Source organism: Winogradskyella immobilis (genome assembly GCF_021887715.1).
Lineage (GTDB): Bacteria > Bacteroidota > Bacteroidia > Flavobacteriales > Flavobacteriaceae > Winogradskyella > Winogradskyella immobilis.
Window position 1 is genome coordinate 147582 of sequence record NZ_JAIQXX010000004.1, and the last position, 25639, is coordinate 173220.

Here is a 25639-nt window from a genome sequence, read left to right on the forward strand (position 1 = left end):
ATGAATATAAAAAATGCACAGAAACTAGTTGATGATTGGATAAAAGAACACGGAGTTCGCTATTTTAACGAGTTAACTAATATGGCACAATTAACAGAGGAAGTCGGAGAAGTGGCAAGAATAATTGCAAGACGATATGGTGAGCAGAGCGAAAAAGAAAGTGACAAGGATAAAGACCTAGGAGAAGAACTTGCAGATGTTGTTTTTGTAGTCATGTGCTTAGCTAATCAAACAGGAATTGATCTTCAAGATGCTTTTGATAAAAAGATGAATAAAAAAACAAAACGAGATCATAATCGACATCATAATAATGAGAAATTAAAGTAATTTTGTTCCCGCTATAAATTAGCGGGAATCTTTTTTATATGAATATTCAATTACTAAAGTCAAAAGTAAAACAGCGATCTTCTATAGCGATTACAGGATCTAAAAGTGAATCTAATAGATTATTGCTTTTACAAGCATTATATCCTAATATTAAAATTAATAACGTATCAAATTCTGACGATTCTCAATTAATGCAAAATGCTTTAGTTTCAAAAGAGAAAATTGTAGATATACACCATGCTGGTACGGCAATGCGTTTTTTAACAGCATATTTTTCAATTCAAAAAAATAGGCAGACGATTTTAACAGGTTCTTCGAGAATGAAAGAGCGCCCAATAGCTGTATTAGTGAATGCTTTAAAAGATTTAGGTGCCGATATAGAGTATATAGAGAACGAAGGCTATCCGCCATTAAAGATTACAGGTAAAGAAATTCTTAAAAATAAAGTAACATTAAAAGCAGATGTAAGCAGTCAATACATTTCGGCATTATTACTAATTGCATCATGTTTAAAAAATGGTTTAGAGGTCACTTTAAAAGGGAAAATTACATCAGTACCTTATATAAATATGACACTTCAATTATTAAGTCAAATAGGTGTAGCATCTAATTTCTATGGTAATGTTATTACAGTAAACCCTCAAACGGATAAAATAAAATCTCAAATATTAACAGTAGAATCGGATTGGTCTTCTGTGTCTTATTTTTATAGTATTGTAGCACTAAGTGAAATTGGGACTGAGGTTAAATTATCTTCATATAAGGAAAACTCACTTCAGGGGGATTCAGTATTAGTAAAAATTTATAAAAGTTTTGGTGTAGATACTGTGTTTGAAAAAAATAGTATCAGGCTTAAAAAATCAAAAATTGTAGATCGTTCAGTATCAATCGACTTAGATTTAAGTAATGCTCCAGATATTGCTCAAACCATTTCAGTAACTGCTTTTGGTTTAGGCCTTGCTTGTCATTTAAAAGGACTTCATACATTAAAAATAAAAGAAACAGATCGATTAGTTGCATTAAAAACAGAGCTCGAAAAATTAGGAGCTGAGGTTAGTATTACTAATAACTCATTAATGCTTAAAACTTCAGGAATAATAAAAGAAAATATTAGTGTTGCTACATATAACGATCATAGAATGGCAATGGCATTTGCCCCGTTGGCTTTAAAAACAAATATTAATATTGAAGATGCTAATGTAGTTTCTAAATCTTATCCAGATTTTTGGAAAGATCTAAAACATATTGGTTTCAACATTAAATAAATACCATATTACTTGACAAGGCCTGTTTTCAGATTGTATATTTGCGCCTTGTAAAAATTAACCAATATTAGATGAAATTATCACATTTTAACTTTGACCTTCCAGACGAATTACTAGCCGAATATCCTGCAGACCATAGAGATGAAGCAAGATTAATGGTATTAGATAGAGCTAATCAAACAATTGAGCATAAATTATTTAAAGATGTTATCGATTATTTTGATGAAGGAGATGTAATGATTTTAAATAACACTAAAGTTTTTCCTGCTAGATTATATGGTAATAAAGAAAAAACAGGAGCACGTATTGAGGTTTTCTTATTAAGAGAATTAAATCAAGATCAGCGATTATGGGATGTATTAGTAGATCCAGCAAGGAAAATAAGAATAGGTAATAAATTATATTTTGGTGATGACGAGACACTAGTCGCTGAGGTGATTGATAATACTACATCTAGAGGTCGTACACTTCGCTTTTTATACGATGGATCATATTCAGATTTTAGAAATAAGTTAACAACACTTGGAGAAACTCCACTTCCAAAATACATTAAACGAGAAGTAGAAGCAGAAGATGAAGAACGTTACCAAACGATATACGCACGTAATGAAGGCGCAGTAGCTGCACCAACCGCAGGATTACATTTCTCTAAGCATTTACTAAAACGTTTAGAGATTAAGGGTGTCGATTTAGCAGAAGTAACATTACATGTTGGGTTAGGGACATTCAATCCTGTAGAGGTTGAAGATTTATCTAAGCATAAAATGGATAGTGAAGAAATTGAAGTTAGAGAAGAAGCTGCTGACATTATAAATAATGGAATTAAAAATAAGAGACGAATTTGCGCTGTAGGAACAACATCAATGCGAACTGTTGAAAGTTCGGTATCATCTAGTGGGTCTTTAAATCCATATCAAGGTTGGACCAATAAATTTATATTTCCTCCTTATGATTTTAGTATTGCAAATTGTATGATTACAAATTTTCATACTCCAAAATCAACATTATTAATGATGGTTTCAGCTTTTGCTGGTCACGATTTTATGAAAAAAGCTTACGAAGAAGCTGTAAAAGAAAAATACAAATTCTATTCTTATGGTGATGCTATGTTAATCATCTAAAAGTATTGAAAACGCTATATAAAAAGCCTCTTATTCACTGAGTAAAGTCGAAGTGTAAGAGGCTTTTTTTTGTTTATAGATTAATCCGTTCATTTAAGTAACTTTGCACCAAATGGAAGTAAAAAAGAAAGACATACGCGCATTAACCAAAGAACAACTCAGAGCGTTTTTTGTAGATCATGGCGACAAAGCGTTTAGAGGCAATCAGGTGTATGAGTGGTTATGGCAAAAAGGGGCACATAGTTTTGAAGATATGACAAACATTTCTTTAGAAACTCGTAAAATGCTTCAAGATAATTATGTCATTAACCATATCCGTGTAGATCAAATGCAACGTAGTGAAGATGGTACTATTAAAAATGCAGTTCGTCTTCATGATGACTTAATTGTAGAATCTGTTTTAATTCCTACAGCATCACGTACAACAGCATGCGTGTCATCTCAAGTTGGTTGTAGTTTAGATTGTAAATTTTGTGCAACAGCACGTTTAAAGCGTATGCGTAATCTTAACCCTGATGAAATCTACGATCAGGTTGTGGCTATAGATAACGAAAGCCGTTTATACCATAATAGACCTTTAAGTAACATTGTGTTTATGGGTATGGGTGAACCACTGATGAACTATAATAATGTGCTTAAAGCTATTGATAAAATCACATCTGATGAAGGTTTAGGAATGTCTCCAAAACGTATTGTAGTCTCTACATCTGGTATTCCAAAAATGATAAGAAAAATGGCAGATGACGAAGTGAAATTTAAACTAGCAGTATCGTTACATTCTGCAATCGATGAGGTAAGGACTACAATTATGCCATTTAATGCCACTTTTCCATTACAAGATTTAAGAGAAGCACTGCAATATTGGTATGCGAAAACCAAAAATAGAATTACATATGAGTACGTGGTTTGGGAAGGTATTAATGATACCCGTAAAGATGTTGATGCCTTAGTAGAGTTCTGCAAATTTGCACCAAGTAAAGTCAATCTTATTGAATATAACCCTATAGACGATGGTATGTTTCAACAGGCTAATGCTAAAGCTATTGATATGTATGTTTCTGTTTTAGAAGCTAACCATATTACAGTTACAGTTAGACGAAGTAGAGGAAAAGATATTGATGCAGCTTGCGGACAATTAGCAAATAAGAGTTAAACATTAGACTTACTTTATATTAGATTGTATATTTGAAAAATAATATTTTGTTATATAAATAATAAACGCTTTAACCAATATTAGAGGATAAAGCCAACTCTGAAGAATAAAAATCTCGATTATCGAGTGAAAATAACCGAACAAATAAAGCAACCCATTGCATACGAGATGGAACTTTTTGAACAAAAGTTTCAACTAGCTATGTCTAGCAAAGTAGCTTTACTAAACAGAATTACACATTACATTGTAAATAGAAAAGGGAAACAAATGCGCCCAATGTTTGTTTTTCTTGTAGCTAAGATGTTAAATGATGGAGAAGTCATTGATAGAACTTATAGAGGAGCTTCTGTTATAGAGTTAATTCATACAGCAACTTTAGTACATGATGATGTTGTGGATGATAGTAATCGTCGTCGTGGTTTTTTCTCAATTAATGCACTTTGGAAAAATAAAATTGCTGTCCTCATTGGCGATTATTTATTGTCTAAAGGATTGTTGCTTTCTATAGATAATAATGATTTTGATTTATTAAAAATCATTTCTGTAGCGGTGCGCGAAATGAGCGAAGGAGAATTACTTCAAATTGAAAAAGCACGTCAGTTAGACATTACAGAAGATGTTTATTACGAAATTATCCGTCAAAAGACAGCAACCCTAATTGCTGCATGTTGCAGTTTAGGGGCAGCCTCTGTAAAACCAGATTCTATTGAAGTGTCTCGCATGCGTAAGTTTGGAGAACTTATAGGTATGGCGTTTCAAATAAAGGATGATTTATTTGATTATGGAGAAGCCAAAATAGGAAAACCTACAGGCATAGATATTAAAGAACAAAAAATGACTTTACCTTTAATCTATGTGCTTAATAATGCTTCAAAAAAAGAGAAATCTTGGTTAATCAATTCCGTAAAAAAACATAACAAGGATAAAAAACGAGTTAAAGAAGTTATAGCTTTTGTTATAGAAAGAGGAGGTTTAGATTATGCGGAGGCAAAGATGAAAGTATTCCAAAAAGAAGCCTTAGAATTATTAAAAGATTACCCAGAATCTGAATATAAATCTTCATTAACCTTAATGGTTAATTATGTTATTGATAGAAAAAAGTAAAATAATTATATTTTTAAATTGCTGATTTTTAATTAGTTACATCATCATAGTCAATTCTTATTTAAAAAAGTAACACTGCAGACAACCTTTTGCATCACTTTTGCGTCTTTATAAATAGAAGTGCAAACCAAAGCTATTAAAATACTAAGTGAAAGTCATTCAGCTTCATAATAACGAAATTAAGCTTATACAAAAAGCAGCGAAGAATAATCGCGAAGCCCAGCATGTATTGTATGAGTTACATGCGCCAAAAATGTTGAGTGTATGTCGTTATTATATAAAGGATGTGCAACAAGCAGAAGAAGTACTGCTAAATGGATTTTTTAAAGTATTTAAACATTTAAAATCATTTAAAGGAGAAGGTAGTTTTGAAGGTTGGATAAGACGAATAATGGTAAGAGAAGCGATTTCGTATTTACGAGGAAAAAAGAAGTTAGAGTTTCCAGTAGAAGATGTAGATTTTAAACAAAATTATTCAGACAGTATTAATTCTAATATCGCAGTAGCAGAGATACAACAACTTATAGACAGTTTGCCAGAAGGTTACAAAATGGTATTTATTATGTATGCCATTGAAGGTTATAAACATCATGAAATTGCAAAAATGCTTCAAATATCAGAAGGTACATCAAAATCGCAATTATATAAGGCAAGACAATTGCTACAACAAAAAATTAAAGATTTAAATAACACCAATTATGGCGCCAATTAAATTTGAAGAAAATATAAAAGATAAGCTAGAGAAGCGCACAGTAATGCCTTCGGAAGCATCTTGGTCTAAACTCTCTCAGCGATTAGATGTTGAAGAAAAACGAAATAAAAAATCATCATTTTGGTGGTTCGGTATCGCAGCGAGTATCGCAGCATTAGTATTTGTTTCTATCACTTATTTTAATAGTCAAGAAAGAGAAACTTTATCTCCTAAAATGGTAGAAGAAAAAGTTGAAGAATTTATTAATGAAACTAATATAATTAATAAGGAGCAGCCTATTGAAGTAGTTGCAGATGAAACCTCAAAAATTGAAAAAGAAAATGCATTAATAAAAGAAGAAACACCAAAGATCAATGTTTCTCAAAAGGATATAATTAAAGCAGTAAAATCAATAGAAACTAGTGTGGCAAGTGTAAATAAAGATAAATCAGAAGTGAATCAAAATACAACAGAGCCTACTAATAGTGTTACAGAAGTGATATCTATAGATACAGAGAAACTTAATAACGTTTTAGAAGCTGTGGCAGATGCAAAAACAAAAAATCAAGAGATTAGTGAACAGCTAATAGATTCACTTCTAAAAAATGCAAATAGAGAAATTTTAAAAGCCAAAATACTTAAAAAGAAAACAAATGTTGTAGATGCCAATTTGTTACTTCAAGACATTGAAGAAGCTTTGGGGCAATCTTTTAGAACTAAAATTTATGAAGCCTTAAAAGATGGTACAAAAAAGGCAAGAACTGCAATTGCCGACCGTAATAATTAAGAATTTTAAAGGCAATCTCATATAAAATTTCATCAATTAAAAAACGAATAGTTTAATTATTAACATCAAAAAAACGAACAATGAAAACGATTACTAAACACATCGTAGCACTTATCTTATGTCTATCTGTAACTGGATTAAGTGCACAAGATAAAGTAGAGACTACAGTTAAAACAGACACTGATAAGGAGTATAAAATTGAACTTTTAGAAAAAGAAAAAGAAAGAATAGAAGAAAGCGAACGCGAAGGACTGAAATCTAGAATTAAATCGATTAATAAAAAACAAGATCGAGGAGAAATTACTGCTGCTGAAGCCGATGAATTAAAAAAAGAAGCAGCAAAGAATACCGCATTAAATATTGAAAACCGTTTAGCAGTTATAGACAACAAAATTGAGTTCTTAAAACGTAATAGTTTTGTGTTTAACGACGGATTCAGTAAAGAAGTTAGAGGCATAGGAATTAATGGAAGAGATTATTCTATAGGTATTAATTACGATTCTAAAATTAAACCACCTAAATATGATCGTCGTACAAATAACCAGTTTGTTTTTGCAATAGGCTTTAATAATGCTATCGAGGATGGACAGAGCTTAGGAGATACACCATACGAGCTCGGTGGTTCTGGTTTTGTAGAATTAGGTTGGAATTGGAAAACGCGTTTATTCAAAGAGTCTAATTTTTCAAGAATAGTATATGGATTTTCATTTCAATGGAATAAATTAAATGCTAAAGATGATTTATTCTTTGTGCAAAATGGTGATATAACTTCTTTAGAAGAGTTTCCTGTAGACCTTAAAAAATCTCAATTAAGAGTCACTAATTTAGTTTTCCCTGTACATTTTGAATTTGGACCTTCAAAAAAACGAGAATATAAAGACAAAATTAGATATTCAACATACAATCAATTTAAAATTGGTGTTGGTGGTTATGGAGGTGTTAGATTAGCAACGCAACAAAAATTACGCTTCAGAGAAGATGGAGATCGTGTAAAACAAAAAATAAGACGAAATTTCAATGCTTCCGATTTTATATACGGATTAAGTGCTTATGTAGGCATAGGAAGCACATCCTTATATGCCAAATACGATCTTAATTCATTATTTAAAGACCAAGCTGTAGATCAGAATAACATCTCTTTAGGAGTTAGATTCGATTTTGACTAAAACAAATGTGTGAGTTGTTTTTTAAAAGCCTTAATCTTTATGTAGATTAAGGCTTTTTCTTTTTTTAAAACTTTACATTGTATTAAATTTACCATTCGTTTCTTCGAAAAAGGGAAACCTATTAATTTTTGAAAAGATTTCTGCTTATGCAGAGAGTAGTATGATTTCACAGAATACCATAACTCAAGTTTTTGAAACCGCTCGTGTAGAAGAGGTTATTGGTGATTTTGTGCAACTCAAAAAATCAGGATCAAACTTTAAAGGGTTAAGTCCTTTTAGTGATGAGCGCTCTCCAAGTTTTATGGTCTCTCCAGTAAAACAAATTTGGAAAGATTTTTCTAGTGGTAAGGGCGGCAACGCGGTTACATTTTTAATGGAACATGAGCATTTTACCTATCCCGAAGCTATAAAGTATTTAGCTAAAAAATATAACATTGAGATTGAAGAAACCGAACGCACAGACGAAGAAAAAGAACAAGCTGATACACGTGAAAGTTTGTATCTAGTCAGTGAGTATGCGAACACCTATTTTCAAAACATATTACATAAAACAGATCAAGGAAAATCTATTGGTCTAAGCTATTTTAAAGAACGTGGATTTACAGAAGATACTATTGAAAAATTTCAATTGGGTTATGCTTTAGATGAGTGGCAAGCTTTTACAGATGAAGCTTTAAAAAAAGGCTATAATATTAATTTTTTAGAAGGAACAGGCTTAACCATAGTAAAACCTGAAAAGCATTTCGATCGTTTTAAAGGACGTGTTATGTTTCCTATTCATAGTATGAGTGGCCGTATTTTAGGGTTTGGCGGTCGTATTTTAGTAAATGATAAAAAAGCAGCGAAGTATTTAAACTCGCCTGAGAGTGAAATTTACCATAAAAGTAAGGTGCTATATGGATTATATTTTGCAAAACAGAGTATCGCTAAAGACGATAATTGTTATTTGGTTGAAGGTTATACAGATGTTATTCAATTTCATCAAACCGGAATTAAAAATGTAGTATCCTCTTCTGGTACAGCATTAACTTCAGATCAAATTAGGTTAATTAATAGATTAACCAATAATATAACAGTGCTTTTTGATGGTGATGCAGCAGGTATGCGAGCATCTGTACGTGGTATAGATTTAATATTAGAGCAAGGAATGAATGTTAGGGTTTGTTCATTTCCAGATGGTGAAGATCCAGACAGTTTTGCCAAATCGAATACACTAGAAGAACTCACAGATTATCTTAACGAAAATGCTAAAGATTTTATTCAGTTTAAGGCATCGCTTTTAGTTAAAGAAGCCAATAATGACCCTATAAAAAAAGCTGAAACAATACGAGATATTGTAAATAGTATAGCAAAAATTCCAGATCAAATAAAAAGAGAGGTTTATGTACAAGAATGCGCACGTATTATGGATATTAGTGAGAGTGTTTTGTTTAGTACGTTGGCACAGATCAATAAAAAGGAATCTCAAGACGCAAATAAAAAATACAAGCAAGAACAAAAAGCATTTCAGGTTGTTAAGCCAGAACAAAAACCTTCAAAAAAAGTTGATATTCAATATGAATTAGAACGAAAAATTATTGAAATTTTACTGCTTTATGGAGAAAAGACAGAACGGTTTGAAGATTTAGTTTTAAAAGAGGACGAAGTCTCTGGAGATTTAATTTTAGAACCTGTAGTTCAGGAAACACGTGTTTTTGAAAAAATATATTTAGACCTTCAAGAAGATGAAATGCAATTTACAGACGAACGTTTTAAAACCTTGTATTATTCTATTATAGACAAGTTAAATCAAGATCAAGAATTTTCTACACGTCATTTCATCAATCAAATCGACCAAGATATGGCAGCTACTGTAACTAGTATTTTGATGGAGGAGGAGAAATATTCTATTGATGATTGGGAGCGAAATCAAATTGTACCAAAGAAGAAAACAGAAAAACTAGAACAACTTGTACATCAAACCATATTGAGTTTAAGATGTTTTTTGATAGAACATAAAGTGGAAAATCTTAAAAATAATATTCTTCTTGAGAATGCTAATGCAAAATCAATATTAGAAGATGTTAGGGATTATTCTGATTTAAAAAAATTATTGTCTTATAAATTAGGCAAAGTAATTAGCGGTTAAGCTAAATCGTGATGCTTGGCTTGATGAATTAAATCTACAAGATTTGTAACATTCAATTTTTTAAACAAGCGTGCTTTATATGTACTTACTGTTTTTTCGTTAATCTCTAACTCTTTAGCAATTTCCTTATTTTTCTTACCTATAGATAAAAGTTTTAAAACTTCAACTTCTCTTGTAGACAATCTTTTAAAAAGGCGTGTACTACTCTTACGAGTATCTTCAAATTTATAATGCTTATCCATTTTTTCACTCAGATAAACTTTATCATCTTGAATGGTATTTATGGCTTCTATAATTTTGTCTGGACTAGCGGATTTATGCAAATAACCAGAAGCTCCGGCTTTTAATGTACTTATAGCATAAATTTCTTCAGGTTGGTTGCTAAACATTAATACATTAATGTGTTTGTTTTCTTTTTTAATGGCTCTTAAGGCAGTGATGCCATTAAGTTCAGGTAAGTCAACTTCCGAAATAATAACATCAACATCATTCCTTCGTACAAATTCAAAAATTTCTATACCGCTATTGAGTAGTCCAACAACTTTAAAGTCAGGAAAACTGTCGAGAATGAGTTCTAAACCTTTTCTAACAATAGGGTGGCTGTCAACAATTAATATCTTTACCATGTTCTAACATTATTTAATATAGGGAACCAGAATAGGTAATATTCAATTTTGATTAAAAAAATACGTGGCTGGTTAAACAAAAATAATGAAAAAAATAAGATTTTAATATTTTTAATATTAAAAACGCAATAATTATTTTATATTCTTAGGAATTTCGCAAATAGGTATAGGAATCATCTTGTGTTTGTTTGATGTGTTATAACGCATAAAAATTTCAAAAACAGTACGTTGCCTTCCAGAAAAATCCTCAGCAACTTTACCTTCATCTTTCATCTGCATGGCCCATTCTAACTCAGGATAAGAAGCTCCGATTTGATCTTCGTCACTACGCGCATCTCCAAATAATCCATCACTTGGCGCTGCATTCATAATAGAATCAGGAACATTTAATGCTTTTCCAATAGTGTAGACTTCCGATTTTAAAAGATCAGCAATAGGGCTTAAATCCACTCCGCCATCTCCGTACTTGGTGTAAAACCCAACCCCAAAATCTTCTACTTTATTTCCTGTGCCAGCAACTAACAAGCCTAACAAGCCTGCATGATAATAAAGTGTGGTCATTCTTAAACGTGCTCTGGTATTTGCTAAAGCCATATCTACTGCAGCTTGTTTACCTTCTAGGCTAACTTCAGTTTTAAATTCTTCAAAAACAGGAGTCAAATCAGTCCGCGTATCTTTTACATTAGCAAAGCGGGTTTTAAGTTGTGCAATGTGTTCTTGTGCTCTACTAACATGGCTTGGTGCTTGATGGATTGGCATTTCAATACACAAAACATCTAAGCCTGTTTTTGCACAAAGTGTTGAGGTAACAGCAGAATCTATTCCCCCAGAAATGCCAACAACAAAACCATTAACTTTTGCGTTTAAAGCATAATCTTTTAACCAATTAACAATATGGTCAATAACCTTTTCTGTTTGCATAATTTAGATGTTTTTTTACACAAAGAAGTGTACCTTTGCACAACAAAAATACTTTAAAGAGTTAAGCTTTAAAAATGTTTTCTAAATGAGAATACAAAATTATAGTATAACACTAGTGCTGCTAGTTTTAATGTCTTGTAACAAAGACTCTGCTTTAGAAAAAGAGATTGCTAATGTAGAGGTGTCATTTAATGTAGAACGTTTTGATAAAGCATTGGCAGTAGCAACTCCAAAAGATTTATCAACATTGAAACAGACGTATCCGTTTTTGTTTTCGAAACGCATTCCAGATTCTGTATGGATTGGTAGATTCAATGATTCATTACAAAAAGTACTCTTAAACGAAGTTGATAAAGCATTCGGAGATTTTAAAACGGAAACTGCTGAATTAAAGGGACTTTTTCAACATTTAAAATATTATGATAAAAACTATAAAACACCTCGAGTTATTACTTTAACTAATGATGTGGATTATAGAAACAAAACAATAGTTAATGATTCTTTAGTATTAATAGCGTTAGATAATTACTTAGGCGGAGATCATCCATTTTATCAAAATATACAATTATATATTTCTGAAAGATTATCAGGTGACAAAATAGTATCAGATATTGCAGAGGAATATGCTAAGAAATATACATACCAACAACGTAGAAAAACATTATTAGACGAAATGATTTATTTCGGAAAGTTATTATACTTTAAAGATGTTATGATTCCTTTTAAATCTGATGCAGAAAAAATAGGATATACAACAGAAGATGTTGAGTGGGCTAAAGTAAATGAAAATCAAATTTGGAGCTATTTTGTAGAGAAAGAAGTACTCTTTAGTTCCGAGAGTAAGTTGTTTGGTCGTTTTATTGCACCAGCTCCGTTTTCAAAATTTTATTTACAATTAGATAATGAATCTCCAGGACGATTAGGACAATACATTGGTTGGCAAATTGTAAGAGCTTACGCCAATCGAACAGGAGATGATGTTTTTAAAATACTTAGAACAGAACCTGACGATATTTTTAAAAATTCAAAATATAAACCAAGAAAGTAATGGCAAATACAATACAATCTAAAATAGAACTTAATGTAGAACTCGATGAAAATCGAGTGCCTGAGAAATTAAGATGGTCAGCACAAGACGGAGGGATTGATAATGAAGAAGCAAAAGCAGTTATGCTTTCAGTTTGGGATGGTAATGCACAAGAAACATTGAAAATAGATTTGTGGACTAAAGACATGCCTGTAGATGAAATGAAATTGTTTTTTCACCAAACATTGGTAACTATGAGTGATACTTTTTTGCGTGCGACTCAAGACGAAAAGATGACAGCTACAATGAAAGATTTTTGTGATTACTTTGCGGAAAAACTAGAATTAAAGAAGTAATTTTTTTAATCATTTTTAATGTTTAATTAACATTAAATAAACTTGTTAGGGTTATTTTTGGATTGCTATTAATTAACGAAAACATTAGTCGAAGTTTATATTAAACGAAGGCTGGTGTTTTTTTTATGTAAATTAGCGTATGCGAAAAGTTCTATTTGGAGTCATTATTACATTAATTGTTTTATTCACATTTAAGTTTTGTGATGATGACAATGATCGCATTGTTTTAAAAGAAAATGCCTCTATAATACAAGAACAACTGAAAAATGTAAGTAAGTTAGTCGTAACCGAAGGTCATTTTTCAGAAGTTTTTAATTATGAAAATTCAAAAGAAATTTTTGGAGATTATTTTACAGCTGAAAAAAAGGCTTTAGTGGTTGTTAATGCTAAAGTGAGTATTGCTTATAATTTAAAAGAAGTAAAATACAGTTTAGATGAAGCTAATAAAACAGTGGAAATTATATCTATACCAAACTACGAAATAGATATAAATCCAGATTTAGAATACTATGATATACAATCTGATTTTTTAAACCCTTTTGAAGCTGAAGATTATAACCAAATTAAAGAAACAGTAAAGGAGTCTCTACTTAAAAAAGTTGAAAATTCTAAGCTTACCACTAATACTCAAGACAGATTAATAAGTGAATTAGCTAAATTTTATATTCTAACAGAATCTTTGGGCTGGACATTGATTTACAAGAATAAACCAATGAGCTCGCAGGAAGATTTTGAAAAATTACTACTATAAACTCATATAGTAGTATTTCACCTTTATTAATCCCATTAGATCTTAACGCACAGTTTTATCTTAGAAAGTATACTGTTATAAAATGAGCGATTATAGGTTTATTTATAGTTTTTTATAATAATTTCTATACCATCCGATATGAGATGTGCAATTTTTGGTTGTTCCTTTTTTTGTAATTTTAAATACTCTAAAAGTGTTTCAGAAAAGACATTTAATTGCTTTTCTTTAGTGAGCTCTAATAATTCAATAGATAACAACCAATCTTTAGGATGATCTTGTTTTAAACTCTTAAATATAGTTTTGAGTTGAGATTCCTCATACTTCTCAGTAGATCTATAATTTCTAACGGTTTGGTATAAGTTTTCTAATTCAATAGTTTTTTGATTTTGTTCAGCTTTTACTGTTTTGCTTTCTGGAGCATGATAAAGATTCTCAAAAGAATGATAATCTGCACTGCCAGCATAAGCAGAAACAATTGAAGAGCCTACAGCCAAATCAAAAGTGCCGTCTTCTGGGGTAAATAGAACCTCATTATTATAAGTAACGGTACAATCTTCAAACTGAATTAAAATTAGTTTTCCTTGTAGATTTCTAATTCCTGTAATGTTTAAGCCTTCTATAGTAATACCACTTTCGTACTCAAAAGCAATACGTTTATTGTCATAAAAATTATAAGCTTTTAAATCTCGTGGTCCCATATCTTCAATGGCAAGATTAATACCTTTTAGCTTACCAATAGGTGAGCTAAACCCTTTAGAATGCGCTTCTGTACCGTGACCAATTAATTCTTTTTCTCTATTAGCAAGTGCGGTAGAGCCCTCAGTCTTAAAAAAAACAACATTGTTGTCTTCGTCTCTAATCATTCTAGTAAAAACTCCAGAAATTTGTAATCCCGTATTTAATTCTATAGTCCCAATCTTTTTAGATTCTATAAGTTTATTGAGTCCTCTCCAACCTCCTTTACGTAAAGCCATTGTATTTGTAAACTCATCTAAAACTTGCATTAAATATGAGAAATCTGGTGTTACAAAAAGTTGTGGTTGCGGTTTAGTAATATCAAATTCAGTATGCGCAGCAGAAATTGAATAAGGTATTTTTTTTACATTATCAGATAAACACCAAGCACTTTCGCCAATAGAAGACAATAATCCTGCACCATACAATTTTGGGTCTTCTAAGGATCCAATCATACCATATTCTACAGTCCACCAATGTAAATTTCGTATTTGAGCCATTTCGGATAACGGAGGCTTTTGCGATTGTAGATGATTAACTTCTTCCTCAGCATTATCGATTTCTTGTTGGGTAGAATATTTAGCTTCTTTTAAGATAGAAAGTTTTCGTACAGCTTCATACATGTCATTATCATGAGACGACAAAATGGCTTTCGCTCCGATCTCACCAAAACGACGTAAATATTCAGCATAATCCGGATTAGCAATTATTGGAGCATGTCCTGCAGCTTCATGTATAATATCTGGTGCAGGAGTATATTCAATGTTTTCGAGTTGTCTAATGTCGCTAGCGATAACTAATACTTTGTAAGCTTGGAATTCCATAAAAGCATTTGGAGGAATAAATCCATCAACAGCAACAGCAGCCCAGCCAATTTCTTTTAAAATACGATTCATACCATACATGCTAGGAATAGCATTAATAGAAATACCAGTTTGCTCAATCCCTTTTGTATACGAGTGATGTGCAACTTTACCTAAATACGAAATATTTTTTCGCATTACAAAACGCCAAACCGCTTGATTAATCGGAGTGTAATCTTCATAATCTTGAGGTTTTATAAATTGCTTTAAATGAGGTGGTAATCGATCTATTAAGGGATTAGTCTCTATTTGCTGATTCATTTTGTTGTTTGCTTCTATCTTGCAAACTTATCAATTTATGAAATAGCATCAGTTAAATAATTGTTTAAAAATAAAGAGATTGTTTATCTTCATCGTCACTATGAAAACATTAAACAGAAAAGACGAAATTTTAATTGTTGCAGCCAAACTATTTAAAGAAAAAGGATATAGTGCTGTAACTATGCGCGATTTAGCAACCGATATGCATATAAAGGCGGCGAGTTTATATAATCATATAGAATCTAAACAAGCAATTTTAAAAGAGATTATCTTGTCTATTTCTGAGCAATTCACTGAAGGAATGGAGCGTATTATAAAACTTGATGCGTCTTCAATTGAAAAACTAAAAAAGGTTATTCGTCTTCATGTAAAGATAACAAGTCGTAATACAAATGGCATGGCATCACTTAATAATGATTGGATGCACTTAGGGGATCAATTAGAATATTATAAAAAACTAAGATATAATTATGAAGATAATTTCAGGCAGATAATTCAAAATGGAATTGATTCGAATGAAATTAAAAATGAGAAGTTAGATGTATTGTTGTTTTCTATGCTATCTACATTAAGATCCTTATATATATGGATTCCTAAAAAAGAAGATATAAATATAGAAGAATTGTCCGATTCTTTAAGCGAAATCTTAATCACCGGAATTAACAAATAATTAGCAAATAATTTTGTAAATTTGTAACCAAAACTAACAATTGTTAGTCTAACTTGAAAAACCAAAAATGGCAGATTTTTATTCAATAAAAGTTGTAGATATATATAAAGAAACTAAGGATTGTTCAGTGGTTTCTTTTGCTATTCCAGATGATTTGTACGACAAATTCACATTTACTCAAGGACAGTATTTAACATTGCAAACAAAAATAAATGGCGAAGATGTAAGACGTTCATATTCGTTATGCTCAAGTCCATTAGACAATCAATGGAAAGTTGCTGTAAAGCAAATCCAAGGAGGTGTTTTTTCTACGTATGTGAATACAGAATTGAAGCAGGGAGATACTTTAGGGGTAATGCAACCTTCAGGTAATTTCTTTGTTGAGGTGGATAAAACATCTTCAAAAAATTATATTGCATTTGCTGCAGGAAGTGGTATTACGCCAATGCTGTCTATAATTAAGACACATTTGCTATCAGAACCAAACAGTACCTTTAAGCTGTTTTATTTAAATCGTACAGTAAAGTCAATCATTTTTAAAGAAGAAATTGAAGAACTTAAAAATCAATTTTTTGAGCGTTTTCAAGTATTTTATTTTTTAACTAAAGAACAGCGTGATATTCCATTTTTAAATGGGCGTTTCGATAAAGAGAAGTTAGAGGTCTTAACTAAAACATTTATTGATGTTGAAGATACAAGTGATTGTTTTATTTGTGGTCCTCAATCTATGATTTTTCTAATTCGAGATCATTTAGAAGAAAAAGGGTTGGATAAAGATAAAATACATTACGAGTTATTTTTCTCTGGTGATAATAAAGATTCTGATGGCCAAATAGCAGAAGTGTTAGAGCAAAAAGTAGAAGGGACAGAAGTTACTATTATTGATGGTGGCAAAGAATTCCATTTTACAATGGATGATGATTTTGATAATATTTTGGATGGCGCTTTAGCTGCTGGAGCAGATTTGCCTTATGCTTGTAAAGGAGGTGTTTGTAGTACGTGTAAGTGTAGAGTTGTAGAAGGAGATGTTAAGATGAAAATCAATTATGCTTTAGATGAAAAAGAAGTATCACAAAACTTAGTATTAAGTTGTCAGGCAGTACCAATAACAGAAAAAGTAGTTGTTGATTTTGATGTGTAAAATATTAGCGATTTAAGAATGTTGATTGGAGATTTAAGAAATTTGAGTATACAATTCAGAAATCAAAAATCCTTAATCAAAAATCATAAATTATTATGAGTGAAGAACAAATAAAAAATTTAGAAACACAATTTGAAGCACGTATTGCACGTGATGAAAAAATTGAACCAAAAGATTGGATGCCAGAAAAATATCGTAAAACACATATTAGGCAGATGTCTCAACACGCACATTCCGAAATCATTGGTATGTTGCCTGAAGGTAATTGGATAACACGTGCGCCTTCTTTACGTCGTAAAGTGGCATTACTGGCAAAGGTTCAAGACGAAGCTGGTCACGGTTTATACTTGTATAGTGCTTGTGAAACTTTAGGGATTTCTCGTAATGAATTGTACGATCAATTACATACAGGCAAAGCCAAATATTCGAGTATTTTTAATTATCCAACAGTGACGTGGGCAGATATGGGTGCTATTGGTTGGTTGGTAGATGGTGCTGCAATTATTAATCAAGTGCCACTATGTAATACATCATATGGGCCGTATGCAAGAGCTATGGTTCGCGTTTGTAAGGAAGAAAGTTTCCACCAACGTCAGGGATATGAAATCATGATAAAATTAGCAAATGGTACACCAGAGCAAAAAGAAATGGCACAAGATGCTTTAAATCGATGGTGGTGGCCAAGTTTAATGATGTTGGGTCCAACAGATGATAAATCGGTACATACAGAGCAATCTATGAAATGGAAATTAAAGCGTAAATCTAATGATGATTTACGTCAACAATTTATAGATCAAACAGTACCTCAAGCAGATTTAATTGGTTTAACAATTCCAGATCCAGATTTAAAATGGAATGAAGAAACAGGGCATTATGATTTTGGTGAAATTAATTGGGATGAATTTTGGCAAGTGGTTAAAGGTCATGGTCCAATGAATAAAGAACGTATGAAAGCTAGAGTGGGAGCTTGGGAACGTGGTGAATGGGTGAGAGATGCAGCAGTAGCTTATGCAGATAAAAAACAAAATAGAAAAGAGAAGCAAGCAGTTTAAAATGTTTGTCACCTTGAGCGCAGTCGAAAGGTTATCAGGCAAATAACAAGATAAGATTATGACAACAAAAAAGAATTGGCCACTTTGGGAAGTATTTGTAAGAAGCAAAAACGGATTAGAACATCGTCACTTCGGAAGCCTTCACGCAGCAGATGAAGAAATGGCTTTAGAGAATGCACGCGATGTCTATACCAGAAGAAATGAAGGTGTTAGTATATGGGTTGTAGAATCAAAACACATAACAGCTTCAAATCCTGAAAATTATGGAGAGTTATTTGAGCCTGCTCAAGATAAAGTATATCGTCACCCAACATTTTATGATTTACCTGACGAAGTAAAACATATGTAATTTGAGTTTTACTCAAATTACAATTCCTGAGAAATCAGGAAACTCAAAAATTAATATAAATGTTTAATCTAAAGGATTTCCACTTTCGTGGAAAGTAAACATGAAAAATCAAAACTTATACAACTATATACTAGGAATAGCAGATAATAGTTTAATTCTTGGGCAACGAATGGGAGAGTTAACTGGTCACGGCCCAAGTCTAGAAACAGATATTGCTTGCACTAATATCTCACTCGATTTATTTGGTCAAGTAAGAAGCTATTATCAATATGCGGCAAAAATAGCTGGAGATAAAAGAACTGAAGATGATATTGCAATGCTTCGTAAAGAGCGCGAATATGTAAACGTATTATTGGTAGAGCAACCAAATACAGATTTTGCATATACCATTGCACGACAGTTTTTATTTGATGTTTACCATTTTATGTTTTTAACAGAGTTGCAAAAAAGTCGTGACGTTACTTTATCTGCTATTGCAACAAAATCAATAAAAGAAGTGAGTTACCATCAACGCTTTTCTTCAGATTGGATAAAGCGTTTAGGAGATGGTACAGAAAAAAGTAAATCGAAAATACAAAATGCAATTGATTCACTTTGGACCTATACAGATGAATTGTTTCATCAAGTAGAAGCAGATAAGGTAATGGTTGGAGAAAATATTGGAGTAGATGTTACCCAATTAAAAGATAACTACTACCAAAGAGTGAATGCGATTTTAACTGAAGCAATGCTAGAAGTTCCAGAATCAAAATGGTTTCAAAAAGGAGGAAAAGAAGGTGTGCATACAGAACATCTGGGGTACTTGCTAAGCGATTTACAATATATGCAGCGCGCTTATCCTAATATGGATTGGTAGGATGATTAATGATTGTAGAATTTTGATTTTAGATTTATGAGTGACTAATTCAGAAATCAAAAATCGTTAATCAACAATCTTGGATATTTTATGACAACAACAGAACAACATATTGACGAAAAATTAATCCCAATACTGGAGCAAGTGTCAGATCCAGAAATTCCAGTGTTATCTATTATGGATATGGGTGTTGTGCGTTCTGCTGTTGTAATTAATAATATAGTAAAGGTTGAAATTACACCAACCTATAGTGGTTGTCCTGCAATGGATGTCATAGGGGACGATATAAAAAAAGCACTTCATGAAGCAGGATATAAATCTGAAGTTGATTTGATTCTGTACCCAGCTTGGACAACCGATTGGATTACACCAAGAGGTAGAAAAGCGCTTGAAGATTATGGAATAGCTGCACCTTTAGATGCCGATGCAGATAAAGACGTGTTGCTTAATGGAAAACGAATTGTTAAGTGTACCAATTGCGGTTCGCAAAATACACGAATGGTTAGTCAGTTTGGTTCAACAGCATGCAAAGCACAATTTCAATGTGAGAATTGCCAAGAGCCATTTGATTATTTTAAATGTTTAAAATAATGTTGGGTTTAAGAACAACGATATATAAAGTAGGTGACATATCTGAGGCAAAAACTTGGTATGCAAAAGCATTTAAAACAGAACCTTATTTTGATGAACCTTATTATGTGGGTTTTAATATTAAAGGGTACGAATTAGGATTACAACCAGACGATTCAGTAAAAGGAGATAATGTTATCTCTTATTGGGGAGTTGAAGATATTCAAGAAGAATACAAAAGATTAATAGACTTAGGAGCAATTAAACATGAAGTGCCAACCAATGTCGGAGGTGAATTAATGGTTGCTAGTGTTTATGACCCTTGGAATAATATTATAGGATTAATTTATAATCCATATTTTAAACTTTAGTTCCTACGAAAGTAAGGATCTCATAAAAGGTAATAAGAGATGAGTTCAATAGAACTAAAAATAGAAAATAAAGTAGCGTACATAACGCTAAATAGACCAGAAGTATTTAATAGCTTCAATAGAGAAATGGCTTTAAACCTTCAAAGCACGCTAGATAATTGTGATAACAATGACGAAGTGAGAGCAATTGTACTTTCAGGAAACGGAAAAGCATTTTGTGCTGGTCAAGATTTAAAGGAAGTCACTGATCCAGAATTAAACCCAGGATTTAAGAAAATATTAGAAGAACATTATAATCCAATAATTACAAGACTACGTTCTGTTAAAAAACCCATTATTGGAGCAATTAATGGTGTTGCAGCAGGAGCAGGAGCTAATATTGCATTAGCCTGTGATATTGTTGTTGCTCATGAAAAAGTTAGTTTTATTCAAGCCTTTAGCTTAATTGGCTTAGTTCCAGATAGTGCGGGCACGTTCTTTTTACCACGTTTAATTGGTTTTCAAAAAGCACAAGCTTTGGCAATGCTTGGTGATAAAATTTCAGCAGAAGAAGCAGAAAAAATGGGAATGATTTATAAATCAGTGCCTTTAGAAGAATTTGAAGAAACGATTTCTAAACTAGCAGTTAAAGTAGCTAATATGCCAACTAAAGCTTTGTGGCTTATCAAAGAACTATTTAATAAGTCAATGACAAATACGCTTGAAGACCAATTGGCTTTAGAATCTAAATTACAAATCGAGGCTGCAAGTAGTAATGACTATGCAGAAGGTGTCGCTGCATTTATAGAAAAACGTAAACCAAATTTTAAAGGGAACTAAAAAGGATTAATCGAACAATTGTCCCCTTGAGGGGACTTTAGGGGTGTAAACATCAGAGTGAAAAACAAAATAATTCCATATAACCCAAAATTAAAAGAATATGCAAGAGAGCTAAGAAAAAACAGCACACTTGCAGAAGTTCTTCTATGGAAAAACATTAAAAATAGAGCGTTAGGTGTTCAGTTTCATAGGCAAGTCCCAATGTTAGATTATATCGCTGATTTCTATTGTCATGAAATTCAACTTGCAATCGAAATTGATGGCAATTCTCATGATTTTAAATATTTTGAAGATACAGACAGGCAAAACAAGCTTGAAGAACGTGGTGTAAAGTTTATTAGATTTAGTGATTCTGATGTTAAAAATAATATGTTTAGTGTTTCTATGTCGTTAGAGGAAAAAGTAAAATCTTTAAAAACACCCCTCAAGTCCCCTCAAGGGGACAATTTAAAACAAACCCTCATACAAGCTCACAATAGAATAAAACCATTTATTCATAAAACGCCTGTATTAAGTTCTAGCTTAATAAATGAAATAGTAGGTGCAAATATTGTGTTTAAATGCGAGAATTTTCAGAAGATGGGAGCCTTTAAAATGCGAGGTGCAGCAAATGCAATTCTTTCGCTTTCAGAAGAAGAAAGGCAACGTGGAGTCGTAACGCATTCCTCAGGTAATTTTGCGCAAGCGGTGTCATTAGCAGCTCAAAAATTGGACGTTAAAGCCTATATTGTAATGCCAGAAAATGCACCACAAGTCAAAAAAAATGGTGTAAAAACTTACGAAGGTGAAATTATAGAATGCGAGTCAACGCCACAAGCAAGAGAAGCAACTGCTAATAAAATAAAAGAAGAAAAAGGCGCTTCTTTTTTACATCCATCAAACCAAGATGAAGTCATTTATGGTAACAGTACTGCTGCTATAGAATTGTTAGAAGACCACCCAAATTTAAATGTAATTTTAACGCCTGTCGGCGGTGGCGGACTTATTGCTGGTACTGCTTTAGCAGCACATTATTTTTCAAATAATTGTAAAGTTATTGGTGGTGAACCTATGGAAGCAGATGATGCATATCGTTCTTTGATTTCTGGTAAAATAGAAACCAATGATAGTTTTCATACAGTTGCAGATGGCTTACGAACACATTTAGGCGATCGTAATTTTCCAATTATTCAAAAGCATGTCGATAAGATTATTAGAGTAGAAGAAGATGAAATTATAAATGCGATGCAACTCATTTGGGAGCGTATGAAAATTATTATAGAACCTTCATGCGCTGTACCTTTTGCTGCAGTATTGAAGAATAAAGAAGAATTTAAAAATAAAAATGTCGGTATTATTTTATCTGGCGGAAATGTAGATGTGAAAAATTTACCTTTTTGATTAATGATTGTGGAATGATGATTTATGAGTTTTGAATTAAAAAATATTATAAGTGAAAGCTAATGAACTAGAAAAAAGATTGATTCAATTTTCAATTGATATTATTCTGTTGTGTAAAACAATAGATAAATCTTTTGCTTCAGAACATTTGGCAAAACAATTAATACGTTCAGCAACATCATCCGCTTTAAATTATGGTGAAGCTAGAAGCGGAGAATCAACAAGGGATTTTCTTCATAAAATGAAAATTTGTTCAAAAGAGCTAAGAGAATCTTTCATAAATTTAAAAATAATGAAAGGTGCAAATCTAATTTCAGATATGGAATTATTAGAAAAACTATCAAAAGAAAATAATGAGTTAATTTCAATATTCGTATCGAGTATTAAAACAGCATCAAATAAACTAAAATGATTAACGATTGGAGATTCATGATTGAAGATTTTAGAATTTAAAAATCAAATATCAGTAACTTCAAATCAAAAGTAATATGAGTAAGGATCAAAAATCAAATATCAGTAATCAAAAATCAAAAATCCTACATGTAGGAATTATTGGTTCGGGAACAATGGGAAGCGGCATTGCACAAGTTGCAGCCACTGCTGGTTGTCAAGTAAAATTATACGATACAAATCAAGCTGCTTTGGATAAAGCTAAAGCGGCATTAGAAAAAATATTAAATCGTTTGATTGAAAAAGGTCGAATTGATGCTGACGAAAAAGTTAGAATTCAATCTAATATCTCTTATGTTGATAGTCTGAAAGATTTAGCAGATTCAAATTTGACCATTGAAGCTATTATTGAGAACCTCGATATAAAGAAAAAAGTCTTTTCTGAACTTGAAACATATGTGTCTGACGATTGTATCATTGCATCAAACACATCAAGTTTATCTATAGCATCTATAGCCGCATCATTAGAAAAACCAGAGCGCTGTATCGGGATACACTTTTTTAATCCAGCACCTTTAATGAAGTTGGTCGAGGTTATTCCTGCTATTCAAACTTCTCAAGAGGTGCTTCAAAAATCAATTGATACCATTTCTAACTGGAAGAAAGTAGTAGCAGTAGCAAAAGATACACCAGGCTTTATTGTAAATAGGGTTGCGCGCCCATTCTATGGAGAAGCGCTTCGTATTTATGAAGAAGGTATTGCAGATTTTGCAACCATTGACTGGAGTTTAAAAGCTATTGGCGGATTTAGAATGGGGCCATTTGAATTAATGGATTTTATAGGAAACGATGTGAATTATACCGTCACAGAAACTGTATTCACAGCATTTTATTTCGATCCAAGATATAAACCAGCATTCACGCAAAAACGTTTTTCAGAAGCAGGTTATTTAGGTCGCAAATCTGGTAAAGGTTATTATGATTATGATGAAAACGGGAAAATAATGGGAAGTTTAGATGTCACTTCGAGCGCAGTCGAGAAGTCTCTAGCAGAATCGATATTCAACCGTATATTAGTGATGTTAATTAACGAAGCTGCAGATGCACTATTTTTAAACATTGCTTCAACAGAAGATATTGATAATGCCATGACAAAAGGCGTTAATTACCCTAAAGGTTTATTGTCTTGGGCAGATGAAATAGGAATTGACAACTGTGTTACAGCATTAGACAGATTGTATGATGAATACCATGAAGATAGATACCGTTGTAGTCCGCTATTACGTAAAATGAATAGAGAACATAAAACATTCTTTTAATTAAAATTTAAAATATAACTAGATGTCACCTTGAGCGCAGTCGAAAGGTCTCATAAAAAGATTCCCACTTTCGTGGGAAGTGAACATGAAAGGAGAGCAAATTCCATATAAAATGCTAAGTCAAGATGCTTACAGTCAATGGTTGGGTATTGAGATTTTAGAATGCGAAATTGGTCGTTGCAAAGTTGCTATGACCATCAGAAAAGAGATGCTTAACAGTATGAATAAAGCGCATGGAGGAATAAGCTATTCGTTAGCAGATACAGCTTTTGGTTTTGCGGCAAATACGCATGGCAAATATGCAGTATCAATAGAAACAAGTATCAATCATATTGAAGCGTTAAATGAAGGCGATTATTTGGTGGCCGAATCAGTTATTGAAAAAGTAAATAATAAATTAGGATTTAATATCATTGAAGTGAAACGTGGTGATGAATTAGTAGCACTTTTTAAAGGTGTAGTCTATAGAACTCAAAAAGATTGGGAAGAATAAAAAAGAAATTAGATAATAGACCGCTGCGCTGTTAGAAATTAGCCTGCAGGTAGTCACTGTTGAAATGAGGAATTTTTGATTCGTTTTGTTTCAAGACAAAATGAATAAAGAAATAAAGAAGATATAAATTAATGATTAAGTTTTTTAGACATATTAGAAAATCATTGCTTACACAAGGCAAAACAGGAAAATATTTCAAATATGCTATTGGTGAAATTATCCTTGTAGTTATTGGAATACTTATTGCTTTACAAATTAACAATTGGAACGAAAATCGAAAGCTCAATGAGCAACGAAAAGAATTGATTAGTAATTTAATTACAGACTTTACCGATACAAATGAAACATTAGTTTCAGCGATTGAAAAGCGAGAAAATGAACTCAACACAATGAACACCTTTTATAAAATCATCGAAAACGAGACACAAACTATTTCTGTTGATTCTTTAAGGAAAATTGCAACGGTATTTTTTATGGAAGACAATTTTAAACCTACTATTTCAAGCTATAATGAGGCGGTTTCGAATGGGGATTTCAGATTGTTAAAGAGTAGGTCCTTGACACAATATATTGATAGGTTTTTTGAAAGTGCTGATTCATACAGTAATACCTTTAATTTCGGTGGAGAAAATTTTTTCAATGGGTCAGCTTGGGAACTTCGTAAAAGTTTAGGCTCATTACAACCTATTGTTGTAAGCAGAAGTAATTTTGATGCAATGCCGTACAAAAAATTATTGTACAGTGAATATATTTCTAAAGTAAATGAGCCTCTTACTACGGCCACATTTGAAAATAGTTATGTTATAAAAAAGAACTTGGCTGGAAACCTTAAACAAATGAAAACCAGTTGCGATAGTATAATTGCAACTTTAAAAAAATTAGATAATGATTAATGATTGTAGATTGCTGATTTTGGATTTTAGAGATATGAGTAAGTACTTCAAAAA

28 protein-coding genes and 1 pseudogene are annotated in these 25639 nt (G+C 32.0%); 26 read left to right on the top strand and 3 right to left on the bottom strand.

What is annotated here, in order from left to right; all coding sequences use genetic code 11:
• From K8Z87_RS04680 to dnaG, 9 genes are all read left to right on the top strand, one after another.
• Positions 1 to 327 (top strand): nucleotide pyrophosphohydrolase, encoded by a 327-nt coding sequence (locus K8Z87_RS04680; RefSeq protein WP_227476324.1) that lies wholly within the window; start codon positions 1 to 3, stop codon positions 325 to 327.
• 38 nt (positions 328 to 365) lie between these two features.
• Complete coding sequence (locus K8Z87_RS04685; protein ID WP_227476325.1) at positions 366 to 1592, top strand: 3-phosphoshikimate 1-carboxyvinyltransferase; 1227 nt, start codon at positions 366 to 368, stop codon at positions 1590 to 1592.
• Positions 1593 to 1663: 71 nt separating this feature from the next.
• Positions 1664 to 2713, top strand: a complete 1050-nt coding sequence (gene queA / locus K8Z87_RS04690) for a tRNA preQ1(34) S-adenosylmethionine ribosyltransferase-isomerase QueA (protein ID WP_227476326.1) — start codon at positions 1664 to 1666, stop codon at positions 2711 to 2713.
• A 112-nt stretch (positions 2714 to 2825) separates the two neighbouring features.
• Entirely contained in the window at positions 2826 to 3866 is a 1041-nt protein-coding gene (gene rlmN / locus K8Z87_RS04695) for a dual-specificity RNA methyltransferase RlmN (protein WP_227476327.1), read from the top strand.
• Between the two features lie 126 nt (positions 3867 to 3992).
• Complete coding sequence (locus tag K8Z87_RS04700) at positions 3993 to 4970, top strand: polyprenyl synthetase family protein (RefSeq protein ID WP_227476328.1); 978 nt, start codon at positions 3993 to 3995, stop codon at positions 4968 to 4970.
• A 148-nt stretch (positions 4971 to 5118) separates the two neighbouring features.
• The gene (locus K8Z87_RS04705) at positions 5119 to 5682 is read left to right on the top strand and encodes an RNA polymerase sigma factor (protein ID WP_227476329.1); all 564 of its coding nucleotides are present in this window, start codon (positions 5119 to 5121) and stop codon (positions 5680 to 5682) included.
• A complete protein-coding gene (locus K8Z87_RS04710) occupies positions 5669 to 6448 on the top strand; it encodes a hypothetical protein (RefSeq protein WP_227476330.1) in 780 nt (259 codons plus the stop codon). The genes K8Z87_RS04705 and K8Z87_RS04710 overlap by 14 nt, the downstream gene beginning before the upstream one ends.
• Positions 6449 to 6528: 80 nt before the next feature.
• The gene (locus tag K8Z87_RS04715) at positions 6529 to 7614 is read left to right on the top strand and encodes a hypothetical protein (RefSeq protein WP_227476331.1); all 1086 of its coding nucleotides are present in this window, start codon (positions 6529 to 6531) and stop codon (positions 7612 to 7614) included.
• Between the two features lie 160 nt (positions 7615 to 7774).
• Positions 7775 to 9742, top strand: coding sequence for a DNA primase (dnaG, locus tag K8Z87_RS04720; RefSeq protein WP_227476332.1), 1968 nt, complete (start codon positions 7775 to 7777; stop codon positions 9740 to 9742).
• On the opposite strand, the gene K8Z87_RS04725 is transcribed toward dnaG, so the two are convergent.
• Positions 9739 to 10368 carry a response regulator gene (locus K8Z87_RS04725; protein ID WP_227476333.1) on the bottom strand — a complete coding sequence of 210 codons (630 nt, stop codon included), beginning with the start codon at positions 10366 to 10368 and terminating at the stop codon, positions 9739 to 9741. The two genes, dnaG and K8Z87_RS04725, sit on opposite strands and share 4 nt — an antisense overlap.
• A gap of 132 nt (positions 10369 to 10500) precedes the next feature.
• Entirely contained in the window at positions 10501 to 11289 is a 789-nt protein-coding gene (gene nadE, locus K8Z87_RS04730; RefSeq protein ID WP_227476334.1) for an NAD(+) synthase, read from the bottom strand.
• 85 nt (positions 11290 to 11374) lie between these two features.
• Here nadE and gldB point away from each other — a divergent pair, with 85 nt between their 5' ends.
• The 3 genes from gldB (at position 11375) to K8Z87_RS04745 (ending at position 13423) form a co-directional block, all read left to right on the top strand.
• The gene (gene gldB / locus K8Z87_RS04735; protein WP_227476335.1) at positions 11375 to 12337 is read left to right on the top strand and encodes a gliding motility lipoprotein GldB; all 963 of its coding nucleotides are present in this window, start codon (positions 11375 to 11377) and stop codon (positions 12335 to 12337) included.
• A complete protein-coding gene (gldC, locus tag K8Z87_RS04740) occupies positions 12337 to 12672 on the top strand; it encodes a gliding motility protein GldC (protein ID WP_227476336.1) in 336 nt (111 codons plus the stop codon). Before gldB ends, gldC begins: the two co-directional genes overlap by 1 nt.
• A gap of 139 nt (positions 12673 to 12811) precedes the next feature.
• Positions 12812 to 13423, top strand: coding sequence for a DUF4230 domain-containing protein (locus tag K8Z87_RS04745; protein ID WP_227476337.1), 612 nt, complete (start codon positions 12812 to 12814; stop codon positions 13421 to 13423).
• A 98-nt stretch (positions 13424 to 13521) separates the two neighbouring features.
• Here the strand turns inward: K8Z87_RS04745 and K8Z87_RS04750 are convergent, their stop codons facing one another.
• Positions 13522 to 15282, bottom strand: coding sequence for an aromatic amino acid hydroxylase (locus tag K8Z87_RS04750; protein ID WP_227476338.1), 1761 nt, complete (start codon positions 15280 to 15282; stop codon positions 13522 to 13524).
• Positions 15283 to 15382: 100 nt separating this feature from the next.
• Between K8Z87_RS04750 and K8Z87_RS04755 the strand changes: the two genes are divergently transcribed.
• The 14 genes and pseudogenes from K8Z87_RS04755 to K8Z87_RS04820 all read left to right on the top strand — a co-directional run bounded on the left by K8Z87_RS04755 (position 15383) and on the right by K8Z87_RS04820 (position 25585).
• Positions 15383 to 15952, top strand: a complete 570-nt coding sequence (locus tag K8Z87_RS04755) for a TetR/AcrR family transcriptional regulator (protein WP_227476339.1) — start codon at positions 15383 to 15385, stop codon at positions 15950 to 15952.
• Positions 15953 to 16019: 67 nt separating this feature from the next.
• Complete coding sequence (gene paaE, locus K8Z87_RS04760; RefSeq protein WP_227476340.1) at positions 16020 to 17093, top strand: 1,2-phenylacetyl-CoA epoxidase subunit PaaE; 1074 nt, start codon at positions 16020 to 16022, stop codon at positions 17091 to 17093.
• Positions 17094 to 17188: 95 nt separating this feature from the next.
• On the top strand, positions 17189 to 18145 hold the full coding sequence (gene paaA, locus K8Z87_RS04765) for a 1,2-phenylacetyl-CoA epoxidase subunit PaaA (RefSeq protein ID WP_227476341.1): 957 nt from the start codon (positions 17189 to 17191) through the stop codon (positions 18143 to 18145).
• 58 nt (positions 18146 to 18203) lie between these two features.
• Complete coding sequence (paaB, locus tag K8Z87_RS04770; RefSeq protein ID WP_227476342.1) at positions 18204 to 18494, top strand: 1,2-phenylacetyl-CoA epoxidase subunit PaaB; 291 nt, start codon at positions 18204 to 18206, stop codon at positions 18492 to 18494.
• A 100-nt stretch (positions 18495 to 18594) separates the two neighbouring features.
• Positions 18595 to 19350, top strand: coding sequence for a 1,2-phenylacetyl-CoA epoxidase subunit PaaC (gene paaC / locus K8Z87_RS04775; RefSeq protein ID WP_227476343.1), 756 nt, complete (start codon positions 18595 to 18597; stop codon positions 19348 to 19350).
• 90 nt (positions 19351 to 19440) lie between these two features.
• Entirely contained in the window at positions 19441 to 19941 is a 501-nt protein-coding gene (gene paaD, locus K8Z87_RS04780) for a 1,2-phenylacetyl-CoA epoxidase subunit PaaD (RefSeq protein WP_227476344.1), read from the top strand.
• Entirely contained in the window at positions 19941 to 20291 is a 351-nt protein-coding gene (locus tag K8Z87_RS04785; protein WP_227476345.1) for a VOC family protein, read from the top strand. The genes paaD and K8Z87_RS04785 overlap by 1 nt, the downstream gene beginning before the upstream one ends.
• A gap of 39 nt (positions 20292 to 20330) precedes the next feature.
• Positions 20331 to 21110, top strand: a complete 780-nt coding sequence (locus K8Z87_RS04790; RefSeq protein ID WP_227476346.1) for an enoyl-CoA hydratase-related protein — start codon at positions 20331 to 20333, stop codon at positions 21108 to 21110.
• Positions 21111 to 21167: 57 nt separating this feature from the next.
• A pseudogene (locus K8Z87_RS04795) lies at positions 21168 to 21485 on the top strand (endonuclease domain-containing protein); the annotation flags it as partial.
• A 9-nt stretch (positions 21486 to 21494) separates the two neighbouring features.
• On the top strand, positions 21495 to 22490 hold the full coding sequence (locus K8Z87_RS04800) for a threonine ammonia-lyase (RefSeq protein ID WP_407704197.1): 996 nt from the start codon (positions 21495 to 21497) through the stop codon (positions 22488 to 22490).
• Between the two features lie 52 nt (positions 22491 to 22542).
• Positions 22543 to 22902: a four helix bundle protein gene (locus tag K8Z87_RS04805; protein WP_227476347.1), complete on the top strand. Its 360-nt coding sequence runs from the start codon at positions 22543 to 22545 to the stop codon at positions 22900 to 22902.
• Positions 22903 to 22978: 76 nt separating this feature from the next.
• Entirely contained in the window at positions 22979 to 24199 is a 1221-nt protein-coding gene (locus K8Z87_RS04810) for a 3-hydroxyacyl-CoA dehydrogenase NAD-binding domain-containing protein (RefSeq protein ID WP_227476348.1), read from the top strand.
• Positions 24200 to 24284: 85 nt separating this feature from the next.
• On the top strand, positions 24285 to 24692 hold the full coding sequence (locus K8Z87_RS04815; RefSeq protein ID WP_227476349.1) for a PaaI family thioesterase: 408 nt from the start codon (positions 24285 to 24287) through the stop codon (positions 24690 to 24692).
• A gap of 131 nt (positions 24693 to 24823) precedes the next feature.
• A complete protein-coding gene (locus K8Z87_RS04820) occupies positions 24824 to 25585 on the top strand; it encodes a DUF6090 family protein (RefSeq protein WP_227476350.1) in 762 nt (253 codons plus the stop codon).
• Positions 25586 to 25639 lie beyond the last annotated feature (54 nt).